Annotated in this window: 16 protein-coding genes and 1 pseudogene; 2 read left to right on the plus strand and 15 right to left on the minus strand. The window is 42.8% G+C overall.

The features are described 5' to 3' along the window. Window positions 1-93: 93 nt before the first annotated feature. The 15 genes and pseudogenes from JQ843_RS08930 to nrdR all read right to left on the minus strand — a co-directional run. Window positions 94-357, minus strand: a pseudogene (locus tag JQ843_RS08930) (acetylxylan esterase); the annotation flags it as partial. A 473-nt stretch (window positions 358-830) separates the two neighbouring features. Beyond that, window positions 831-2,846 (minus strand): ATP-dependent DNA helicase RecG, encoded by a 2,016-nt coding sequence (gene recG, locus JQ843_RS08935; protein ID WP_203213444.1) that lies wholly within the window; start codon window positions 2,844-2,846, stop codon window positions 831-833. An 18-nt stretch (window positions 2,847-2,864) separates the two neighbouring features. Further along, window positions 2,865-3,968, minus strand: coding sequence for an alanine racemase (gene alr / locus JQ843_RS08940; protein WP_203213445.1), 1,104 nt, complete (start codon window positions 3,966-3,968; stop codon window positions 2,865-2,867). Beyond that, the gene (gene acpS, locus JQ843_RS08945) at window positions 3,958-4,320 is read right to left on the minus strand and encodes a holo-ACP synthase (protein ID WP_203213496.1); all 363 of its coding nucleotides are present in this window, start codon (window positions 4,318-4,320) and stop codon (window positions 3,958-3,960) included. Before acpS ends, alr begins: the two co-directional genes overlap by 11 nt. A 44-nt stretch (window positions 4,321-4,364) precedes the next feature. Beyond that, window positions 4,365-5,396, minus strand: a complete 1,032-nt coding sequence (locus JQ843_RS08950; protein ID WP_049500897.1) for a 3-deoxy-7-phosphoheptulonate synthase — start codon at window positions 5,394-5,396, stop codon at window positions 4,365-4,367. Window position 5,397: 1 nt separating this feature from the next. Beyond that, window positions 5,398-6,429, minus strand: coding sequence for a 3-deoxy-7-phosphoheptulonate synthase (locus JQ843_RS08955; RefSeq protein ID WP_049500894.1), 1,032 nt, complete (start codon window positions 6,427-6,429; stop codon window positions 5,398-5,400). 80 nt (window positions 6,430-6,509) lie between these two features. After that, window positions 6,510-9,023: a preprotein translocase subunit SecA gene (secA, locus tag JQ843_RS08960; protein WP_203213446.1), complete on the minus strand. Its 2,514-nt coding sequence runs from the start codon at window positions 9,021-9,023 to the stop codon at window positions 6,510-6,512. Between the two features lie 145 nt (window positions 9,024-9,168). After that, window positions 9,169-9,456 carry a hypothetical protein gene (locus JQ843_RS08965; protein ID WP_203213447.1) on the minus strand — a complete coding sequence of 96 codons (288 nt, stop codon included), beginning with the start codon at window positions 9,454-9,456 and terminating at the stop codon, window positions 9,169-9,171. Window positions 9,457-9,489: 33 nt separating this feature from the next. Continuing rightward, window positions 9,490-9,837, minus strand: a complete 348-nt coding sequence (locus tag JQ843_RS09795) for a hypothetical protein (RefSeq protein WP_238393768.1) — start codon at window positions 9,835-9,837, stop codon at window positions 9,490-9,492. A 65-nt stretch (window positions 9,838-9,902) separates the two neighbouring features. Beyond that, complete coding sequence (locus JQ843_RS08970; protein WP_203213448.1) at window positions 9,903-10,238, minus strand: hypothetical protein; 336 nt, start codon at window positions 10,236-10,238, stop codon at window positions 9,903-9,905. Window positions 10,239-10,321: 83 nt separating this feature from the next. Then, window positions 10,322-11,632 (minus strand): ribosome biogenesis GTPase Der, encoded by a 1,311-nt coding sequence (der, locus tag JQ843_RS08975; protein ID WP_001207696.1) that lies wholly within the window; start codon window positions 11,630-11,632, stop codon window positions 10,322-10,324. 13 nt (window positions 11,633-11,645) lie between these two features. Continuing rightward, a complete protein-coding gene (locus JQ843_RS08980) occupies window positions 11,646-12,359 on the minus strand; it encodes an NADPH-dependent oxidoreductase (protein ID WP_203213449.1) in 714 nt (237 codons plus the stop codon). Continuing rightward, window positions 12,356-13,252 carry a primosomal protein DnaI gene (gene dnaI / locus JQ843_RS08985; RefSeq protein ID WP_203213450.1) on the minus strand — a complete coding sequence of 299 codons (897 nt, stop codon included), beginning with the start codon at window positions 13,250-13,252 and terminating at the stop codon, window positions 12,356-12,358. Before dnaI ends, JQ843_RS08980 begins: the two co-directional genes overlap by 4 nt. Continuing rightward, on the minus strand, window positions 13,253-14,422 hold the full coding sequence (locus JQ843_RS08990; protein ID WP_203213451.1) for a DnaD domain protein: 1,170 nt from the start codon (window positions 14,420-14,422) through the stop codon (window positions 13,253-13,255). Continuing rightward, window positions 14,423-14,896: a transcriptional regulator NrdR gene (gene nrdR, locus JQ843_RS08995; protein ID WP_001203672.1), complete on the minus strand. Its 474-nt coding sequence runs from the start codon at window positions 14,894-14,896 to the stop codon at window positions 14,423-14,425. Window positions 14,897-15,035: 139 nt separating this feature from the next. Here nrdR and JQ843_RS09000 point away from each other — a divergent pair, with 139 nt between their 5' ends. Further along, window positions 15,036-15,401, plus strand: coding sequence for a GntR family transcriptional regulator (locus JQ843_RS09000; RefSeq protein ID WP_000119149.1), 366 nt, complete (start codon window positions 15,036-15,038; stop codon window positions 15,399-15,401). Window positions 15,402-15,405: 4 nt separating this feature from the next. Then, window positions 15,406-16,101 carry an ABC transporter ATP-binding protein gene (locus JQ843_RS09005; RefSeq protein WP_020903239.1) on the plus strand — a complete coding sequence of 232 codons (696 nt, stop codon included), beginning with the start codon at window positions 15,406-15,408 and terminating at the stop codon, window positions 16,099-16,101. The last annotated feature ends 1 nt before the right edge of the window (window position 16,102 follow it).

A 16,102-nucleotide genomic window follows, 5' to 3' on the forward strand; every position in this document is an offset into this window, starting at 1 on the left:
GCTCGTAAAATCAGGCTTTTCAGTGGAAAATAAATACAAATTCTATCTCAGATTCTCTCGTGTAACAAACAAACTACAAAATATCTCCATTCAACCATGGAAATAGAAGATTAGCGGAACCTTACCTTCACTTTTTGGAAGAACAACTCGTGCATAGACCTTGCCTTCATTAGTTCCCTCAAAGGTCAGTTCATAACACTTGACTTGGGGAATATGGAAATCTCTTTCCTCCAACTGATAGGTAGGAAGAGAGGAAACTCTTTTTACCTCTTCATCCCAGAAAGCATCAAAGTCTTCTGGAACCTCATCCCTTCCTTTATAAGTCTTGATTTCTTCTAATAAAGCTGGATTTTTCATAACATGCTCCTTTGATTTTGTAATCGCTGCCACCACTGTAGCATATCTATGAAAGCAATGCAAGAAAGAAGGGCAAATAGAAAATGAATTTAGATTTTATTTCTTCAAACCTATCGTCTGAAAATAGTTTTAAAAACAAAAAAAGAGCATTTCGCTCTTTCTTCCTTCTCTTCAATATTATTTTTTTGCTTCTTTCTTTTGGAAAGTGGTTTGGTAATTTACTTTAATCGTTACGGTCATGTGAGAGTCCTCGTTTCTTTTTGATGACTCTAGTATAAGGACCAAACCTGAAAGCTAGCTTAAGATTTCCTTATAGAAAGCTTATACTCAATGAAAATCAAAGAACAAACTAGGAAACTAGCCGTAGGTTGCTCAAAGCACTGCTTTGAGGTTGTAGATAAGACTGACGAAGTCAGTTACATATATAATCCAAGGCGAAGCTGACGTGGTTTGAATTTGATTTTCGAAGAGTATTAATCTAAATGTTCTTTCTTTTCCAAATGAAGGGCAATCATGCGCCACTCTGGATCCTCTTGCCAGCCTTCTATCGAACTAATGTAGCTAGCAACCTTTCTGGCTTCTTCTAAAATCGGAAAATCTTCGATAATATCAGCTACTTGGAACTCTGGGAGACCTGACTGTCTGGTTCCAAAAATTTCACCTGAACCACGCATTTTCAAATCTTCCTCCGCAAGGACAAATCCATTGGTCGTTTCTGTCATGATGCGCATGCGGTCTTTCCCAGAATCAGTCTTGGGATTGGCAACGAGAACTGCATAAGACTGCTTGTCCCCGCGACCAACTCGACCTCTGAGCTGGTGAAGCTGGCTGAGCCCGAAGCGATCGGCATCCATGATAATCATGACGGTCGCATTGGGAACGTTGACCCCAACCTCAATAACCGTCGTCGAAACCAGAATATCTGTTTTTCGCTCTTTGAACTCCTGCATTATCTGGTCTTTTTCGTCACTCTTCATCTTGCCATGTAGGAGGGCTACTTCGGCCTTGCCAGCAAAATGAGCCGTCAACTCTTCTGATAAGGCAATGGCATTTTTCAAATCCAGAGCTTCTGATTCTTCAATCAAGGGAGAGATGACATAGGTTTGAGAACCTTTTTGGATTTCCCCCTCTAACCAAGTCAAGACCTGAGGTAGTTGCTCATGCTTGATCCAGCGTGTCACAATGGGTTTCCGTCCTGCTGGCATCTGGTCGATAATGGAAACATCCATATCGCCAAATGCTGTGATAGCCAGCGTCCGTGGAATAGGAGTCGCCGTCATCATGAGGACATCTGGGTTGTCGCCTTTTTCTCTCAGAACACGCCTTTGCCCTACACCAAAGCGGTGCTGCTCATCGATGATAATCAAGCCCAGACGAGCATAATCCACCCCATCCTGAATCAGAGCGTGGGTTCCAATAATCAAATCAGCCTCACCCTTGGCAATGGTCTCCAAAACTTCTCTCTTTTCTGCAGCTTTCAAGGAACCTGTCAAAAGAGCCAGTTTCAAGTCTGGAAAAAGGTTCTGTAAACTCTCAAAGTGTTGCTCTGCAAGGATTTCTGTTGGCACCATGAGAGCAGCCTGATAGCCAGCTGTCACCGCCGCAAACATGGCCAAGCCAGCGACTACCGTTTTTCCGCTCCCCACATCTCCTTGTAGGAGACGATTCATGTGGTGGTCCGACTTCATATCGGTTAAAATTTCCTGCAAACTCTTTTCCTGAGCTTGAGTCAAGGCAAAAGGCAAGCTTTCTTTGACTGCTGTCACTTTTTCCTGAGACCAATCCAGAACCAAACCGCTTCCCTGAACTCTATTTTCAGACTTAAGCGTCTGCAATTGCATTTGGAAATAAAAGAGTTCCTCAAATTTGATACGTCGAAGGGCTTGCTTGTATTCTGCCAAATCCTTGGGGAAATGCATGGCACGAACGGCCTGACAACGGGACATGAGTTTGTATTTATCGAGCAAAGACTGGGGAAGATTTTCCTCAATCAAGAGGTCCAGTCCCTGATCAAAGGCCATCTTGATGACCTTGACCAGACTGGCCTGACTGATTCCCTGAGCCAAGCGATAAACAGGCTGGAGGTCATCTTCCACCTGAGCCAGGACCTTCATCCCAGTCAAACTAGCCTTGGCACGGTCCCATTTTCCAAAGACGGCAAGAGTTGCTCCCAACTCTATCTTATCTGCTAGATAGGGCTGGTTAAAGAAATTCACCGCAAAAACGACTTCTCCTTGCTTGAGGCTAAAACGCAGGCGATTGCGCTTGAAACCATAATACTGGACACTGGCAGGAGTCACGACTTGACCAGAAAGAACCGCCTTTTCACCGTCTTCCAGTTCCAGCACTTGCTTGGTCTTGAAGTCTTCATATCGGAAAGGAAAGTAGAGCAAGAGGTCTTGCAAATTTTCAATTCCTAGTTTGGCGTATTTTTCTGCTGACTTTGGTCCCACACCAGGTAAGACATGCAAGGGTTGATGTAGATTCATGCTCCACTCCTTTCTTTTCTAATAATATTCTCTCGGAATGCGATCGCTGAGGAGACAAACGACCTCGTAGTTAATAGTCCCACGGTAGGTCGCTACCTGAGTAGCTGTGATTTCCTTGCCTCCGTTGGAGCCAATTAAGGTTGCTTTTGTTCCCAACGGATAAAGCTTAGGCAGACGAATAGTGATTTGGTCCATAGAAACTCGTCCAACAATTGGGCAAGCTTGGCCATCTACCAAGACAGTGAAATTCTGCATATCTCGTGTCCAACCATCCGCATAGCCGATTGGCACCGTCGCAATGACTTGCTCACTATCCGCTTCATATGTCGCTCCGTAGCCCATGCAAGCTCCAGCTGAAACTGTCTTGACGTGAACCAAGGCAGATTCCAAGGTCAAGGCTGGTTTCAAGTCATAGGGCAAGTCCAAGACCTCTCCGCTAGGATTCAGACCATACATAGCATCCCCCATACGAACCGCATTGAAAATAGTCTCTGCATGCCAAAGGGTCGTTGCAGAATTGCTGGCATGAACCAGCTCTGGAAGACCTTTCATACTGGCCAAAATAGTTTTAAACCGTTCTAACTGGGCATTAAAATAGTCATCTGATTCCTCGTCTGCAGTAGCAAAGTGGGTAAAAATCCCTTCAACACCAGCACCATGTTGTCTGAGCAAGTCTTGAGCTTGCTCAGCCTCACTAGCCTCTCGAAAACCAATCCGTCCCATTCCTGAGTCAATCTTAAGGTGGGCTGTCAATCCAGTTAGGTCTGCTTCCCTATCTAAGAGGGCTTGGATCCACTCCAGTCCGGCCACAGTCAAGGTGATGTCGTATTCTTTAGCAAGAGAAACAGCTTCGATTTCAGAAACTCCTAAAATGAGGATTTTCTTCCTTAGTCCAGCTTGTCTGAGTTCAATGGCTTCATCAATATTGGAAACGCAAAATCCGTCTACATCTTCTTGGATTGCCTTAGCAACGACAACAGCTCCATGACCATAGGCATTAGCCTTGACTACTGCAAATTTGAGCGTTCCTTGAGGTATATGAGCCCCCATTTGCTGAATATTTTGTCGAATAGCTCCCAGATGAATCAGAGCCTTGGTTGGTCTATGTGGACTAGCTTTCATGATTTTCCTCCAAAATGACACTGGCTGTCACAAACTGATCTGTATGGCTGATAGACAGCCAAATCTTTCCTGAAAATGGTGCCTGACTAAAATAAGGCGCCCCGCGTTCATTATTCAAGACTTCCAAATCCTGAAAACTGAGCTTGCCAATACCAGTTCCCATTGCCTTGGAAAAGGCCTCCTTAGCCGACCAGCGACCAGCTAAATATTCTATTTGCCTGCGTCCTTTGAGACTGGTGAAGCGCTCCATTTCCTTAGCGGTCAGCACGCGCTTAGCAAAACCTTCATGTCGTGTAACTGCGCTTTCTATCGAAGCCAATTCTTCGATGTCAATTCCGTGTCCAACTATCATTCTCATCAAAAGGAGTTGAGATTCCCCAACTCCATCCTTTTCACTTATTTTGTCAAGGTAGCATAGATTTCTTCTACCAAGGCCTCTGTATTTTCCCAACCTAGGCAAGGGTCGGTAATAGAACAACCAAAGACCTCTGGTTGGTTTTGACGACCATCTGCCAGGTAGGATTCAATCATAAAGCCTCGAACCGTCTTTTTGATTTTCTCATTCCAGTCACGATTTTGCAAGGTCTGACGAACAATTCGAATCTGCTCCATATATTGCTTGCCTGAGTTATCATGGTTGGTATCAATGAGGATAAAGGGATTTTCAAGTCCCATGGTTTCATAGCGTTCAATGGCATTTAGCAAAGTTTCGTAGTAAAAGTTAGGCTCATTTTTCCCATATTCATTGACTGCTCCACGAAGGATGACGTGGGCCAAGGGATTTCCTGAAGTCTCAACTTCTTGACCATGGAAGAGGAAGGTCTGTTTGTTCTGAGCGGCATAGATGCCATTAAACATGACACCCAGATTTCCAGAGGTTGGATTTTTCATTCCGACTGGCGCATCAATCCCTGAGGCCACAAAACGGTGCTCTTGGTCTTCTACAGAACGAGCTCCTACAGCATGGTAGCTGACCAAATCATCTACCAAGACCAGATTTGACGGATAAAGCATCTCATCTGCCGTTGTCAAACCAGTCTCTGTAATCACGCGGTAGTGCAACTGGCGCACAGCCTGCAAGCCGTTGATCAAACTTGGAGCTTTTGAAGTATCTGGCTGGTGAACCAAACCTTTATAGCCGTCTCCGTTAGTGCGAGGTTTAGCTGTATAAACACGCATAACCATGAAAATCTTGTCCGCCACCTTCTTTTGCAAAGCAGATAAACGACGGGCATATTCCAAGACAGCCTCTTCATTGTCAGACGAGCAAGGACCAATCACCAAAAGGATCCGGTCATCTTCTCCTGAAATAATGTCTGCCATTTCTCTATCACGACGCTCCTTTAGACGCAAGGCTTCCGCAGACAATTGGGTTTCTGCCTTGATTGCTTCAATATCGATTTCTTGACCTTTTTCAATAAATGCCATCTTATTCTCCTAACGTTTGGTAGATTTCTCTGACAAGGGCTTCCGTATTTTCCCAGCCAAGGCAAGGGTCTGTGATAGACTTGCCAAATACTTCCGGTTCGTTTTGACGGCCGTCTTCTAGATAAGACTCAATCATAAAGCCACGAACGTACTGCTTGATCTTTTCATTCCAGTCACGGTTAATCAAGGTCTGACGGACAATTCGAATTTGGTCCATATATTGCTTACCAGAATTATCATGATTGGTGTCCACAATGATAAAGGGATTTTCCAAGCCCATCTTCTCATACTGAGCAATAGTATCCATCAAATTATCATAGTAGTAGTTAGGAATATTCTTACCATACTCATTGATCGCTCCACGAAGAATAGCGTGCGAAAGCGGGTTCCCAGTTGTTTCCACTTCTTTTCCTAGGAAAAGGAAACTTTGTTTGTTTTGAGCAGCATAAATCCCATTAAACATAACATTGAGATTTCCAGAGGTTGGATTTTTAAACCCAGTCGCAAAATCTGCCCCGCTTGCCACAAAGCGGTGTTGCTGGTCTTCAACCGAACGTGCACCAACTGCCATGTAAGAAATCAAATCATCTACAAGCGGTAGATTTTCAGGATAAAGCATTTCATCAGCAGTAGTCATACCTGTTTCCGTGATGACACGATAATGAAGATGTCGAACGGCTTTGATTCCGTTGATGAGGCTAGGGGCTTCTGTCGCATTAGGCTGGTGAATCAAGCCCTTATAGCCATCTCCGTTGGTACGGGGTTTGGCAGTATAAACACGCATAACCATAAAGATACGGTCTGCTACTTCTTCTTGCAAAGCTGCCAAACGCTTAGCGTACTCAAGAACAGCTTCTTCATTGTCAGATGAGCATGGCCCGATTACCAAGAGAATCCGTTGGTCTTCTCCACGTATAATGGCTTCTAGCTCTTGATCACGCTGTGATTTTCTCTCTAAAGCTTGACCTTCTAATTTTGATAAGGCACGAACTTCTTCAATATTAATTTTAGGACTTTTTGCTGTAAATACCATAACTCATCTCCTTATAAAGCAAACGGATACCAAGTAAAAATTTACTTTTCACAAGGTATCCGCCTCTAAACTATCTCATTTTATTGTCTTTTACCGTGACAGTTTTTAAACTTCTTACCAGAACCACATGGGCAAAGTTCATTCCGTCCAATCTGGCTCAAATCCAAATCTTCTGGCATATTTGCTTGGTGGGCAGCGATATTACGAGTCGCTGTTGTACTGATATGGTGTTCTGCTTGTGGTCTTTCTTGTTCATGAATTTGTGCTTTCATCATCAAGCGTGTCACATCAAACTCAATCGAACCAATCATGTCATTAAACATACGGAAACCTTCTGCCTGATACTCAACAACTGGGTTGTTCTGAGCATAACCACGAAGTCCAACCGCATTACGCAATTGATCAAGGGCATCGATATGATCTGTCCACTTGTTATCCACCACTCGTAGAATCAAAACTTTTTGGAATTCTTTGACTGCTTCTTCATCACGTAGTTTTGAAACCTGACTATCGTAAACTTGCAAGGCACGTTGGAAGAGTTCTTCCTTAATGGCCTTATCAGACAAGCCTGACAAGTCTTCGATTGAAATCGAATCTTCAGGAAGCAAGTTGTACTTAGCAAAGTTCAAAATTGCTTCAAGTTTTTCATCTTGTTTGGCACGCGCATGACCATCAACGACACGACCAATCGTGCGTTTGATCATTGAATGAATTTCAGGCGCCAAGTCACGGTCTGCAGTGATAACATCGTAACGTTGAGCGTAAATAATCTCACGTTGTTCACGCATGACATCGTCATACTGAAGGACTTGTTTACGGGTATCGTAGTTATTTCCTTCGACACGTTTTTGTGCCGCTTCAACCTGACGTGTCAACATACGAGACTCAATCGCCTCTTCAGACATGTTGAGACGTTCAAAGATTCCCTTCAAGCGTTCAGAACCAAAACGTTTCATCAAGTCATCTTCAAGAGATAGGTAGAATTGTGACTCACCTGGGTCTCCCTGACGACCTGAACGTCCACGAAGCTGGTTGTCGATACGACGGCTTTCATGACGTTCTGTACCAATAACACAAAGTCCTCCCAATTCGCGAACTCCTTCACCAAGCTTGATGTCGGTACCACGACCGGCCATGTTAGTTGCGATGGTAACAGCACCACGCTGACCAGCATTCATGATGATTTGGGCTTCTTTATAGTGGTTTTTGGCGTTCAAGACTTCGTGAGGAACACCAGCTTCGACCAATTTTTTAGAAATGTAGTCACTGGTTTCAACCGCAACTGTACCAACCAAGACAGGCTGACCTTTTTGGTAACGAGCCTTAACGTCTTTAACAACGGCCTTAAACTTAGCTTCAATGCTAGCAAAAAGCAAGTCTGGATGGTCAATACGTTGAACAGGACGGTTTGTTGGGATTGGAATAACACGAATGTTGTAAATTTCACGGAATTCTTCTTCCTCAGTCTTACCAGTACCCGTCATACCAGACAATTTCTTGTACATACGGAAAAGGTTTTGGTAAGTAATTGAGGCAGATGTCTTGGTTTCATCTTGGATTGGAACACCTTCTTTGGCTTCAATGGCTTGGTGCAATCCATCAGAATAACGACGACCTTCCATGGTACGACCTGTAAATTGGTCGACGATCAAGATTTCTTGCTCTTCGCTCACCACATAGTCAATATCGAGAAGCATGATGTAGTTGGCACGAAGGGCGTTATCGATAAAGTGAGTCAGAGCTACATTTTCGATATCGTAGAGATTTTCAAGTTTAAAGTAGCTTTCAGCCTTATCAATCCCTGAATCAGACAATCCAATAGTTTTAGATTGCACATCGATGATGTAGTCGTCTTTGTCCAACGATTTTACATAGTGGTCTGCCATGTGGTAGAGCTGACTAGTTTCAACCGCATTAGCACCTGATACAATCAAAGGTGTACGGGCCTCGTCAATCAAGATTGAGTCAACCTCATCGACCAAGGCATAGTTAAGCGGACGTTGTACCATGTTTTCAGCGCGAACGACCATGTTATCACGAAGGTAGTCAAATCCGATTTCTGAGTTGGTTGAGTAGGTAATATCACACTCATAGGCTTCTTTTTTCTCCATTGGAGATTTGGCAGCCAAGTTAATCCCTACTGACAGACCAAGCCATGAGTACAATTCTCCCATCTCAGTCGCGTCACGTTCTGATAGGTATTCGTTAACCGTAACTACGTGAACCCCTTTACCTGAGAGGGCATTGAGGTATACTGGCATAGTCGCAGTCAAGGTTTTCCCTTCCCCTGTACGCATTTCTGGCACGTCACCATGGTGAAGAACGATTCCACCCATGACCTGAACCTTATAAGGGAAGAGACCTAGGACACGTTTGGCACCCTCACGGACAACCGCAAAAGCTTCATAAAGTAATGAATCCAGTGATTCTCCATTTTGATAACGTTCTTTAAATTCAACTGTTTTTGCTTTTAGTTGGTCATCTGTCAAAGCAGCCATTTGGTCTTCGTATTTGAAAACCTTGTCGGCCATCTTTTCCAGACGACGGATTTCTCCTTTATCATTTTCGATAATTGTTTTTAAAATATTAGCCATGTTTTTCCTTACTTTAAATTCCGAATATTTTAGAATGTTCTTTTAATTTTAGCACAATTACTGATTATTTTCAAGGAAGAATCCCCATTTTGAAAAGGAAAAAGAGGCTAGTTTCCAAGCTAACCTCTCTGAATTTTATGACTGTTTAATTGCCAAAAATCGGCAAAAGAGCAAATAGGATAAATAGATTAATCCAAAGGGAAAGACAGCAGATAAGTCCAAAAACAAAGAGACTGACTTTCTTGGATAACAAGGCCATCAAAATGGACAGAATGCCAAAAACTAGTAAAACTTTCTGCATGATGAAGAGATTGATAGATATTCCCAGAACTGGTTTATCCCAAGGAAGAAAGAAGAAAGCAAGCCAGATTAGCAGAACTAAACCAATATAGACCTTGGAATAGCGTGTAATAAATGATTTTAGATGTGCCATAAGCTACCTCCTATCAATAAAAACCGATATAAATCAATGCCTTTCGCCTTTAGATTGTCCTAGTTCCCGTCTCAAGCGAAACATTTTTTTGAAAAAGATATAATCTAACCAGTCACTGCCTAGAGATATGACTATCAAAATCAACCCAACACCCCAAGTACTAGCATCTGAATCATGGCTCAGAACAAAAGGGAAAAATAAGAATGAAAAAATTGTCATATCCAAGCTAAACAGAGCTAAAAGGGAAATATAAATCCAGTAAAAATAGTAGAAGATGGGGAAAATTTTACTGTTTCTGTCAGCATTGTCTATCCAATAGAAAAAATAAAAACAAGGAAATAAGAGTATCAAATGAAACCAATTAAAGGACAGTTTCATCATCGACACCTCCTCTTTAAAATTGTTTTCTTTAGTTTCGTTCTATTAAATGTTATTACCAATATAAATCAATGCCTTCCACCTTTAGACTTCCCTAGTTCCCGTCTCAAGCGAAACATTTTTTTGAGACAGAAATAAGTTGACCTATTCAGACCAATAGCTAGCAGAATAAAAAGAAACCAAATGCCCCAAAACTTGATATCTGTCACATTTCTCAATAGGATATTGAAAAACAAGACTGAAAAAACTGTCCAAGCAAGGCTAAAAAGAGCATAGAGGATGATGTAAATCCAGTAAAAATAGTAAAAAATTGGGAAAAATTTACTATCTCTGTTGGCCTTTTCAATCCAGCTGAAAAAGTAAAAACAGGGTAATAAGATTAACAATTTAAACAAATGTTCCATCATCAACACCTCTTTTTGATAGCGCTTTCTTCAACTTCATTTTATCAAAAAAATCTGGAAATGTCATTCCAGATTCTGCTTTTTTATTTACGTTTTCTTGCGATGAGATGGATTGGAGTCCCCTCAAAAACAAAGGCCTTGCGAATTTGATTTTCCAAGAAACGTAGGTAAGAAAAGTGCATAAGTTCTTCTTCATTGACAAAAATGACAAAGGTTGGTGGTTTTGTTGCCACTTGGGTCGCATAGAAAATCTTAAGACGTTTTCCTTTGTCTGTCGGTGTTGGGTTGATGGCAATGGCATCCATAATGACATCGTTCAAGACAGCTGATGGAATACGTGTGTTTTGACTTTCACTGATTTGTTTGATCATCTCAGGCAGTTTGTGAAGACGTTGCTTGGTCAAGGCTGATACAAAGATAATCGGTGCGTAAGGTAGATATTGGAACTGCTCACGGATATCTTCTTCCCAGTTTTTCATAGTGTGATTGTCTTTTTCAAGCGTATCCCACTTGTTGACCACGATAATCATCCCTTTACCGGCTTCATGGGCAAATCCTGCGATACGCTTGTCGTATTCACGAATACCCTCTTCCGCGTTTATGACCATCAAGACCACATCTGAGCGGTCAATAGCACGCATGGCGCGCATAACAGAGTATTTCTCGGTATTTTCATAAACCTTACCAGATTTACGCATACCAGCCGTATCAATCATGGTAAACTCTTGACCATCTGTATCTGTAAAGTGGGTATCAATAGCGTCACGCGTTGTTCCAGCAACAGGACTAGCAATGACACGGTCTTCTCCCAAGATAGCATTGATCAAACTTGACTTTCCAACGTTTGGACGACCAATCAAACTAAACTTAATGACATCTGGATTTTCTTCCTCATATTCATTTGGAAGATTTTCTACGATGGCATCTAGCACATCCCCTGTACCAATCCCATGGACAGATGAGATAGGCAGTGGTTCACCCAAACCGAGGGCATAGAAATCATAGATATCATTTCGCATCTCAGGGTTGTCCACCTTGTTCACTGCGAGGATAACTGGTTTGTGGGTCTTATAAAGCTTACGGGCTACGTATTCGTCCGCATCGGTAATTCCTTCCTTACCAGACACGACAAAGACGATAACATCTGCTTCTTCCATGGCAATTTCTGCCTGGTGCTTGATTTGTTCCATGAAAGGAGCATCGACATCATCGATTCCTCCTGTATCAATCATGCTAAAAGAACGATTGAGCCACTCACCCGTTGCATAGATACGGTCACGTGTCACTCCTTCGACATCTTCTACAATGGAGATTCGCTCACCAGCGATCCGATTAAATAGGGTTGATTTCCCAACATTGGGACGTCCTACAATGGCAATAGTTGGTAGGGCCATAATTTCTCACTTTCTACAATAACTTCTTCTGTTCAAGATTTTTTCTAGTTGAGCTTGGTTCTGCTTGACCAAACTGTTCTGCTAGACGCTGACTCCAGCTTGTGGTCGCACGCGCCCCAGCATAGTCCGCCTGTACACGGTCATAAGCTTGGATTGCATCAGTTGACTGTTCTCGGTATTCTTCCTCAAATACTACTTGATGCAATGGCAAGCGAGGTTTGACTTCATGTTCTTCATTTGGCACACCTAGCGCCATCCCAAAGACAGGATAGGTGTAGTCAGGCAGGTTAAAAAGCTCTGTCACTTCTTCGGACTTGTATCGAACCAAGCCAATAATGACACCACCATAGCCCAAGCTTTCAGCTGCCAGCAGGGCATTCTGTCCAGCAAGAGCCGCATCGACCGAACTAATCAAAAGACCTTCTACACCTTGGGGTTGGAATGAGTCTGTATGAAGTCGGGCTCCCTTTTCCGCTCGGTTCAAATCTCCGACAAAGAGAAGGAAAACAGCTGACTGGCGAATGGCTTCTTGAGGCACCAATTCATATAAAGTCTCTTTCTTTTCTTGACTTCGTACCACAATCACAGAGTAGGATTGGAAATTCTTCCAAGACGAGGCCATTTGGGCTGCTGTCAGGATTTCAGTCAAGTCTTCCTGAGGAAGGGCTTGCTCTTTAAACCTGCGCACTGAAGTATGAGCCTTCATTAATTTGATTGTTTCTGTCATCGACGGTTTACTCCTTCTAAACGAGTCTCCTCTGCCAAATAACGGATGCGTTCCATGACGCGTCTGGCTTCCCAGGTTTCGTCATTTCCATGTTTCCCTTTAGCAAAATGCTGCTCCAATTCTTCAAAGTTGAAGTTGGAGGTGAAAAAGGTCGGTAAATTTTCCTGCATCCGATATTGGAGAATGACTTGCAGGATTTCATCCCGCACCCAAGCTGTTGATTGCTCGGCACCAATATCATCTAAAATCAGGACTTCAGAAAGCTTAATCTCATCCACCAAGGTCTTGACATTGCCATCACCGATAGCATTTTTGACATCGATGACAAAGCTAGGATAGTGGAGAAGAGTGGAGGAAACACCACGTTTTTCTGATAAATCATGGGCTAAGGCAGCCACCATGAAACTTTTACCCACACCAAAGTCTCCATATAAGTAAAGACCTTTTCGCATAGCTGGATATTGCTCCACGAAGGCTAATAGCTTTTCAAAAACTGGCAAGCGCCCCAAATCATCCAAATCTACTTGAGCTAAACTAGCTTTCTTAAGACTGGCTGGCAGATTGATTAACTTGAGACGATTCTTAATAGCCGCTTCTTTTTCCGCTGCGATTAGTTCAGGAGTTTCTTCATAAGAAACGTCCGCATAACCATGATTCATAACCAAAATCGGCTTGTAGCCTTTGGCAATATAATCCGTATCCCCACGTAGAAACTTGTCACGCTCGGTAATGTACTGGTTAAATTTGGAGATACTGCGATTCAATTCCTCTGGGCTGAGGGATTCTTGCTGGATAAAGGCCGCAACATCAGGGTCCTTCATGATTTTCTGGACCAAATCTTGATAATGAAAACGGCTAGGTTGACGCTTGAGTACGTCTCCGACACTTTCCATCTAATCTCCTCCTTTTTCTAATCGAGCTAATAGTTCTTGTTTCTTACGTTCTAGTTCCAGACGAGTTTCCTCGCTGGTTTCATTCTTATAATCTGGATTGCTCCACTTGGGTACATTGGACTTAGCAGGACCGGGTTTACTGCCTTTTTGAGCCTGACTCTTCTGCCCACGCTCACGGATTCGCATGACTGCTTCTTCTGCCGAATGAATCTTTTGATAGGCATAGTCATTGGCTACTTTCATGGCATATTTCTCGTTGATGTTTGCCGAATCCACCTTATTAAAGGTCAATAAGAGAATAATATTAATAACTTCGTCCAGCAAGCCCAAACCAGCCATTTGTTGCAAGAGTTCTCTTTCTGTTTGGGTAATGGTCCCCTTGCGTGTCTGCTTGATTTCTGCTAAGAACTGCAGGGCCGTTTTACTTTTGGCTTCTTTGATAATGGTCGTTTCCTTAGGACTAAAGTCAGAGGAAACAGGTTTTTGAGCGATTTTTTCCCGCATGCGTTTGGTTGAAATAACCTGGGAAACAGCTGTTGACTTAGCCAGTTGATAGGTCTCAAACCAAGTCCATTTCTTCTCCTCGGCAATGGCAAAGAGGTTTAAGACATCGGACTTCTCATCCGCAAAACGAAGCCCATCTCGAGCCATAAGCTGACGAAAATGGTCCAAGTCAAAATCGTTGGCCACTTTCTTCTTGAGACCAAGGTCTTCTTGACTTCCCAGTTCTGCCAAGTCTGGAAAGACTTGATTGAGTGAGACAGGTATTTCTTCTCCCTCAGCACTCTCAACTTTCAAATCCTCCACAGCTGCATCGCCAATTTTTTTCTCCAAAAGTCTGCGATAAACAGGATGTTCCAAGAAGTCCTGAGTCGAGAGAGGAGTATTGATAGCTAGCTTATAGATATCACCCTTTTGATAGAGGGTCAAGAGATTAAAAGCAGATAGGATTTTCAGGGATTTTATCAGTCTATCCATCCCAAAGTTTAGATGGTTGAGAATGTTTGAAAAGAGGTGTTCCTTTCTGCCATTATCCCAAAAACTGATGGTATAAAGATAAAGGCTCAGTGCCTCCTGACCGATAATCGGGAGGTAGCACTGTACCAGAGATGAGGTATCTTGCGACACCCGATTATTCTTTAGATAAGAAAAACGGTCAATTGGCTTCATTTATCTTTCCTTTTTCTTTTTAGAGGACTGGGTGATTTGTTGGAGCAAGCTCTCTAGCTCACTGACATCCTTAAAACTACGATAGACACTGGCAAAACGTACATAGGTAATCTCATCTAACTCAGCCAACTCCTCCATGACGAGTGAACCAATGTCCTCACTTTGAATTTCATTTTCATTTCGACCACGGAGTTTCTGTTCGATACGATTGACTACCATGTTGATTTCATCACTTGACACAGGACGTTTCTGGGCTGAGCGGATAATTCCATTAAAGATTTTATCTCTGGAGAATTGTTCCCGTGTGCCATCTTTTTTAACAACCACTAAGGTTCTTTCTTCTACTCGTTCGTAGGTTGTAAAACGGTGTTGGCATTCATCGCACTCACGTCTTCTACGAATGGTGTTCCCTTCTTCTGCTTGGCGACTATCGATAACACTTGACTTGGTAGCCCCACATTTTGGACAACGCATCCTTTCCCTCCTTATCGTTTTCTTTTCATTATACCATTTTTTAAACGATTCCCAAAACAATTCTTCTTTTTGCTTGACAAGTTTTTTGTTTTGTTGTATTATTTAATTAAGACAAAGAGATAAAAGAAAGGAGACCAAGATGTCCTGGACATTTGACAACAAAAAACCCATCTATTTACAGATTATGGAGAAAATCAAGCTTCAGATTGTTTCCCATACACTGGAACCCAATCAACAACTTCCAACCGTGAGAGAGCTGGCTAGCGAGGCCGGTGTCAATCCAAACACCATCCAAAGAGCCTTGTCAGACCTCGAACGAGAAGGATTTGTCTACAGCAAGCGCACAACTGGACGATTTGTGACTGAAGATAAAGAGCTGATCGCCCAATCACGCAAACAATTATCGGAAGAAGAATTGGAACACTTCGTTTCCTCCATGACCCATTTTGGCTATGAAAAAGAAGAACTACCAGGCGTAGTCGGCGATTATATTAAAGGAGTTTAAGCCTATGTCATTACTAGCATTTGAAAATGTATCCAAATCTTATGGAGCAACCCCAGCCCTTGAAAATGTTTCTCTTGACATCCCCGCTGGAAAAATTGTTGGTCTCCTTGGGCCAAACGGTTCAGGAAAAACAACCCTGATTAAACTAATCAACGGCCTCTTGCAACCAGATCAAGGACGTGTCCTGATCAACGACATGGATCCAAGCCCAGCAACCAAGGCTATCGTAGCTTATTTGCCGGATACGACCTATCTCAATGAGCAAATGAAGGTCAAAGAAGCCCTAACCTACTTTAAGACCTTCTATAAAGATTTCAATCTTGAACGCGCCCATCATCTGCTTGCAGATCTGGGCATTGATGAAAATAGTCGTCTCAAGAAACTATCAAAAGGGAACAAGGAAAAGGTCCAACTAATTTTAGTTATGAGCCGTGATGCTCGTCTCTACGTTTTAGACGAACCCATTGGTGGGGTGGACCCAGCAGCCCGTGAGTATATCCTCAATACCATTATCAACAACTACTCCCCAACTTCTACCGTTTTGATTTCTACCCACTTGATTTCTGATATCGAGCCAATCTTGGATGAAATTATCTTCCTCAAAGATGGAAAAGTCGTTCGTCAAGGTAATGTAGACGATATTCGCTATGAGTCAGGTGAATCCATTGACCAACTCTTCCGTCAGGAATTTAAGGCCTAAG

Origin of the sequence: Streptococcus mitis, from assembly GCF_905187495.1 — a bacterium.
GTDB classification, from domain to species: domain Bacteria; phylum Bacillota; class Bacilli; order Lactobacillales; family Streptococcaceae; genus Streptococcus; species Streptococcus mitis_CU.

What these genes read in the sequence shown, in the direction of transcription:
- recG (WP_203213444.1), bottom strand. Translation starts at nt 2,846, where the DNA reads ATGAATCTACATCAACCCTTGCATGTCTTACCTGGTGTGGGACCAAAG.
- alr (WP_203213445.1), bottom strand. Translation starts at nt 3,968, where the DNA reads ATGAAAGCTAGTCCACATAGACCAACCAAGGCTCTGATTCATCTGGGA.
- acpS (WP_203213496.1), bottom strand. Translation starts at nt 4,320, where the DNA reads ATGATAGTTGGACACGGAATTGACATCGAAGAATTGGCTTCGATAGAA.
- JQ843_RS08950 (WP_049500897.1), bottom strand. Translation starts at nt 5,396, where the DNA reads ATGGCATTTATTGAAAAAGGTCAAGAAATCGATATTGAAGCAATCAAG.
- JQ843_RS08955 (WP_049500894.1), bottom strand. Translation starts at nt 6,429, where the DNA reads ATGGTATTTACAGCAAAAAGTCCTAAAATTAATATTGAAGAAGTTCGT.
- secA (WP_203213446.1), bottom strand. Translation starts at nt 9,023, where the DNA reads ATGGCTAATATTTTAAAAACAATTATCGAAAATGATAAAGGAGAAATC.
- JQ843_RS08965 (WP_203213447.1), bottom strand. Translation starts at nt 9,456, where the DNA reads ATGGCACATCTAAAATCATTTATTACACGCTATTCCAAGGTCTATATT.
- JQ843_RS09795 (WP_238393768.1), bottom strand. Translation starts at nt 9,837, where the DNA reads ATGATGAAACTGTCCTTTAATTGGTTTCATTTGATACTCTTATTTCCT.
- JQ843_RS08970 (WP_203213448.1), bottom strand. Translation starts at nt 10,238, where the DNA reads ATGGAACATTTGTTTAAATTGTTAATCTTATTACCCTGTTTTTACTTT.
- der (WP_001207696.1), bottom strand. Translation starts at nt 11,632, where the DNA reads ATGGCCCTACCAACTATTGCCATTGTAGGACGTCCCAATGTTGGGAAA.
- JQ843_RS08980 (WP_203213449.1), bottom strand. Translation starts at nt 12,359, where the DNA reads ATGACAGAAACAATCAAATTAATGAAGGCTCATACTTCAGTGCGCAGG.
- dnaI (WP_203213450.1), bottom strand. Translation starts at nt 13,252, where the DNA reads ATGGAAAGTGTCGGAGACGTACTCAAGCGTCAACCTAGCCGTTTTCAT.
- JQ843_RS08990 (WP_203213451.1), bottom strand. Translation starts at nt 14,422, where the DNA reads ATGAAGCCAATTGACCGTTTTTCTTATCTAAAGAATAATCGGGTGTCG.
- nrdR (WP_001203672.1), bottom strand. Translation starts at nt 14,896, where the DNA reads ATGCGTTGTCCAAAATGTGGGGCTACCAAGTCAAGTGTTATCGATAGT.
- JQ843_RS09000 (WP_000119149.1), top strand. Translation starts at nt 15,036, where the DNA reads ATGTCCTGGACATTTGACAACAAAAAACCCATCTATTTACAGATTATG.
- JQ843_RS09005 (WP_020903239.1), top strand. Translation starts at nt 15,406, where the DNA reads ATGTCATTACTAGCATTTGAAAATGTATCCAAATCTTATGGAGCAACC.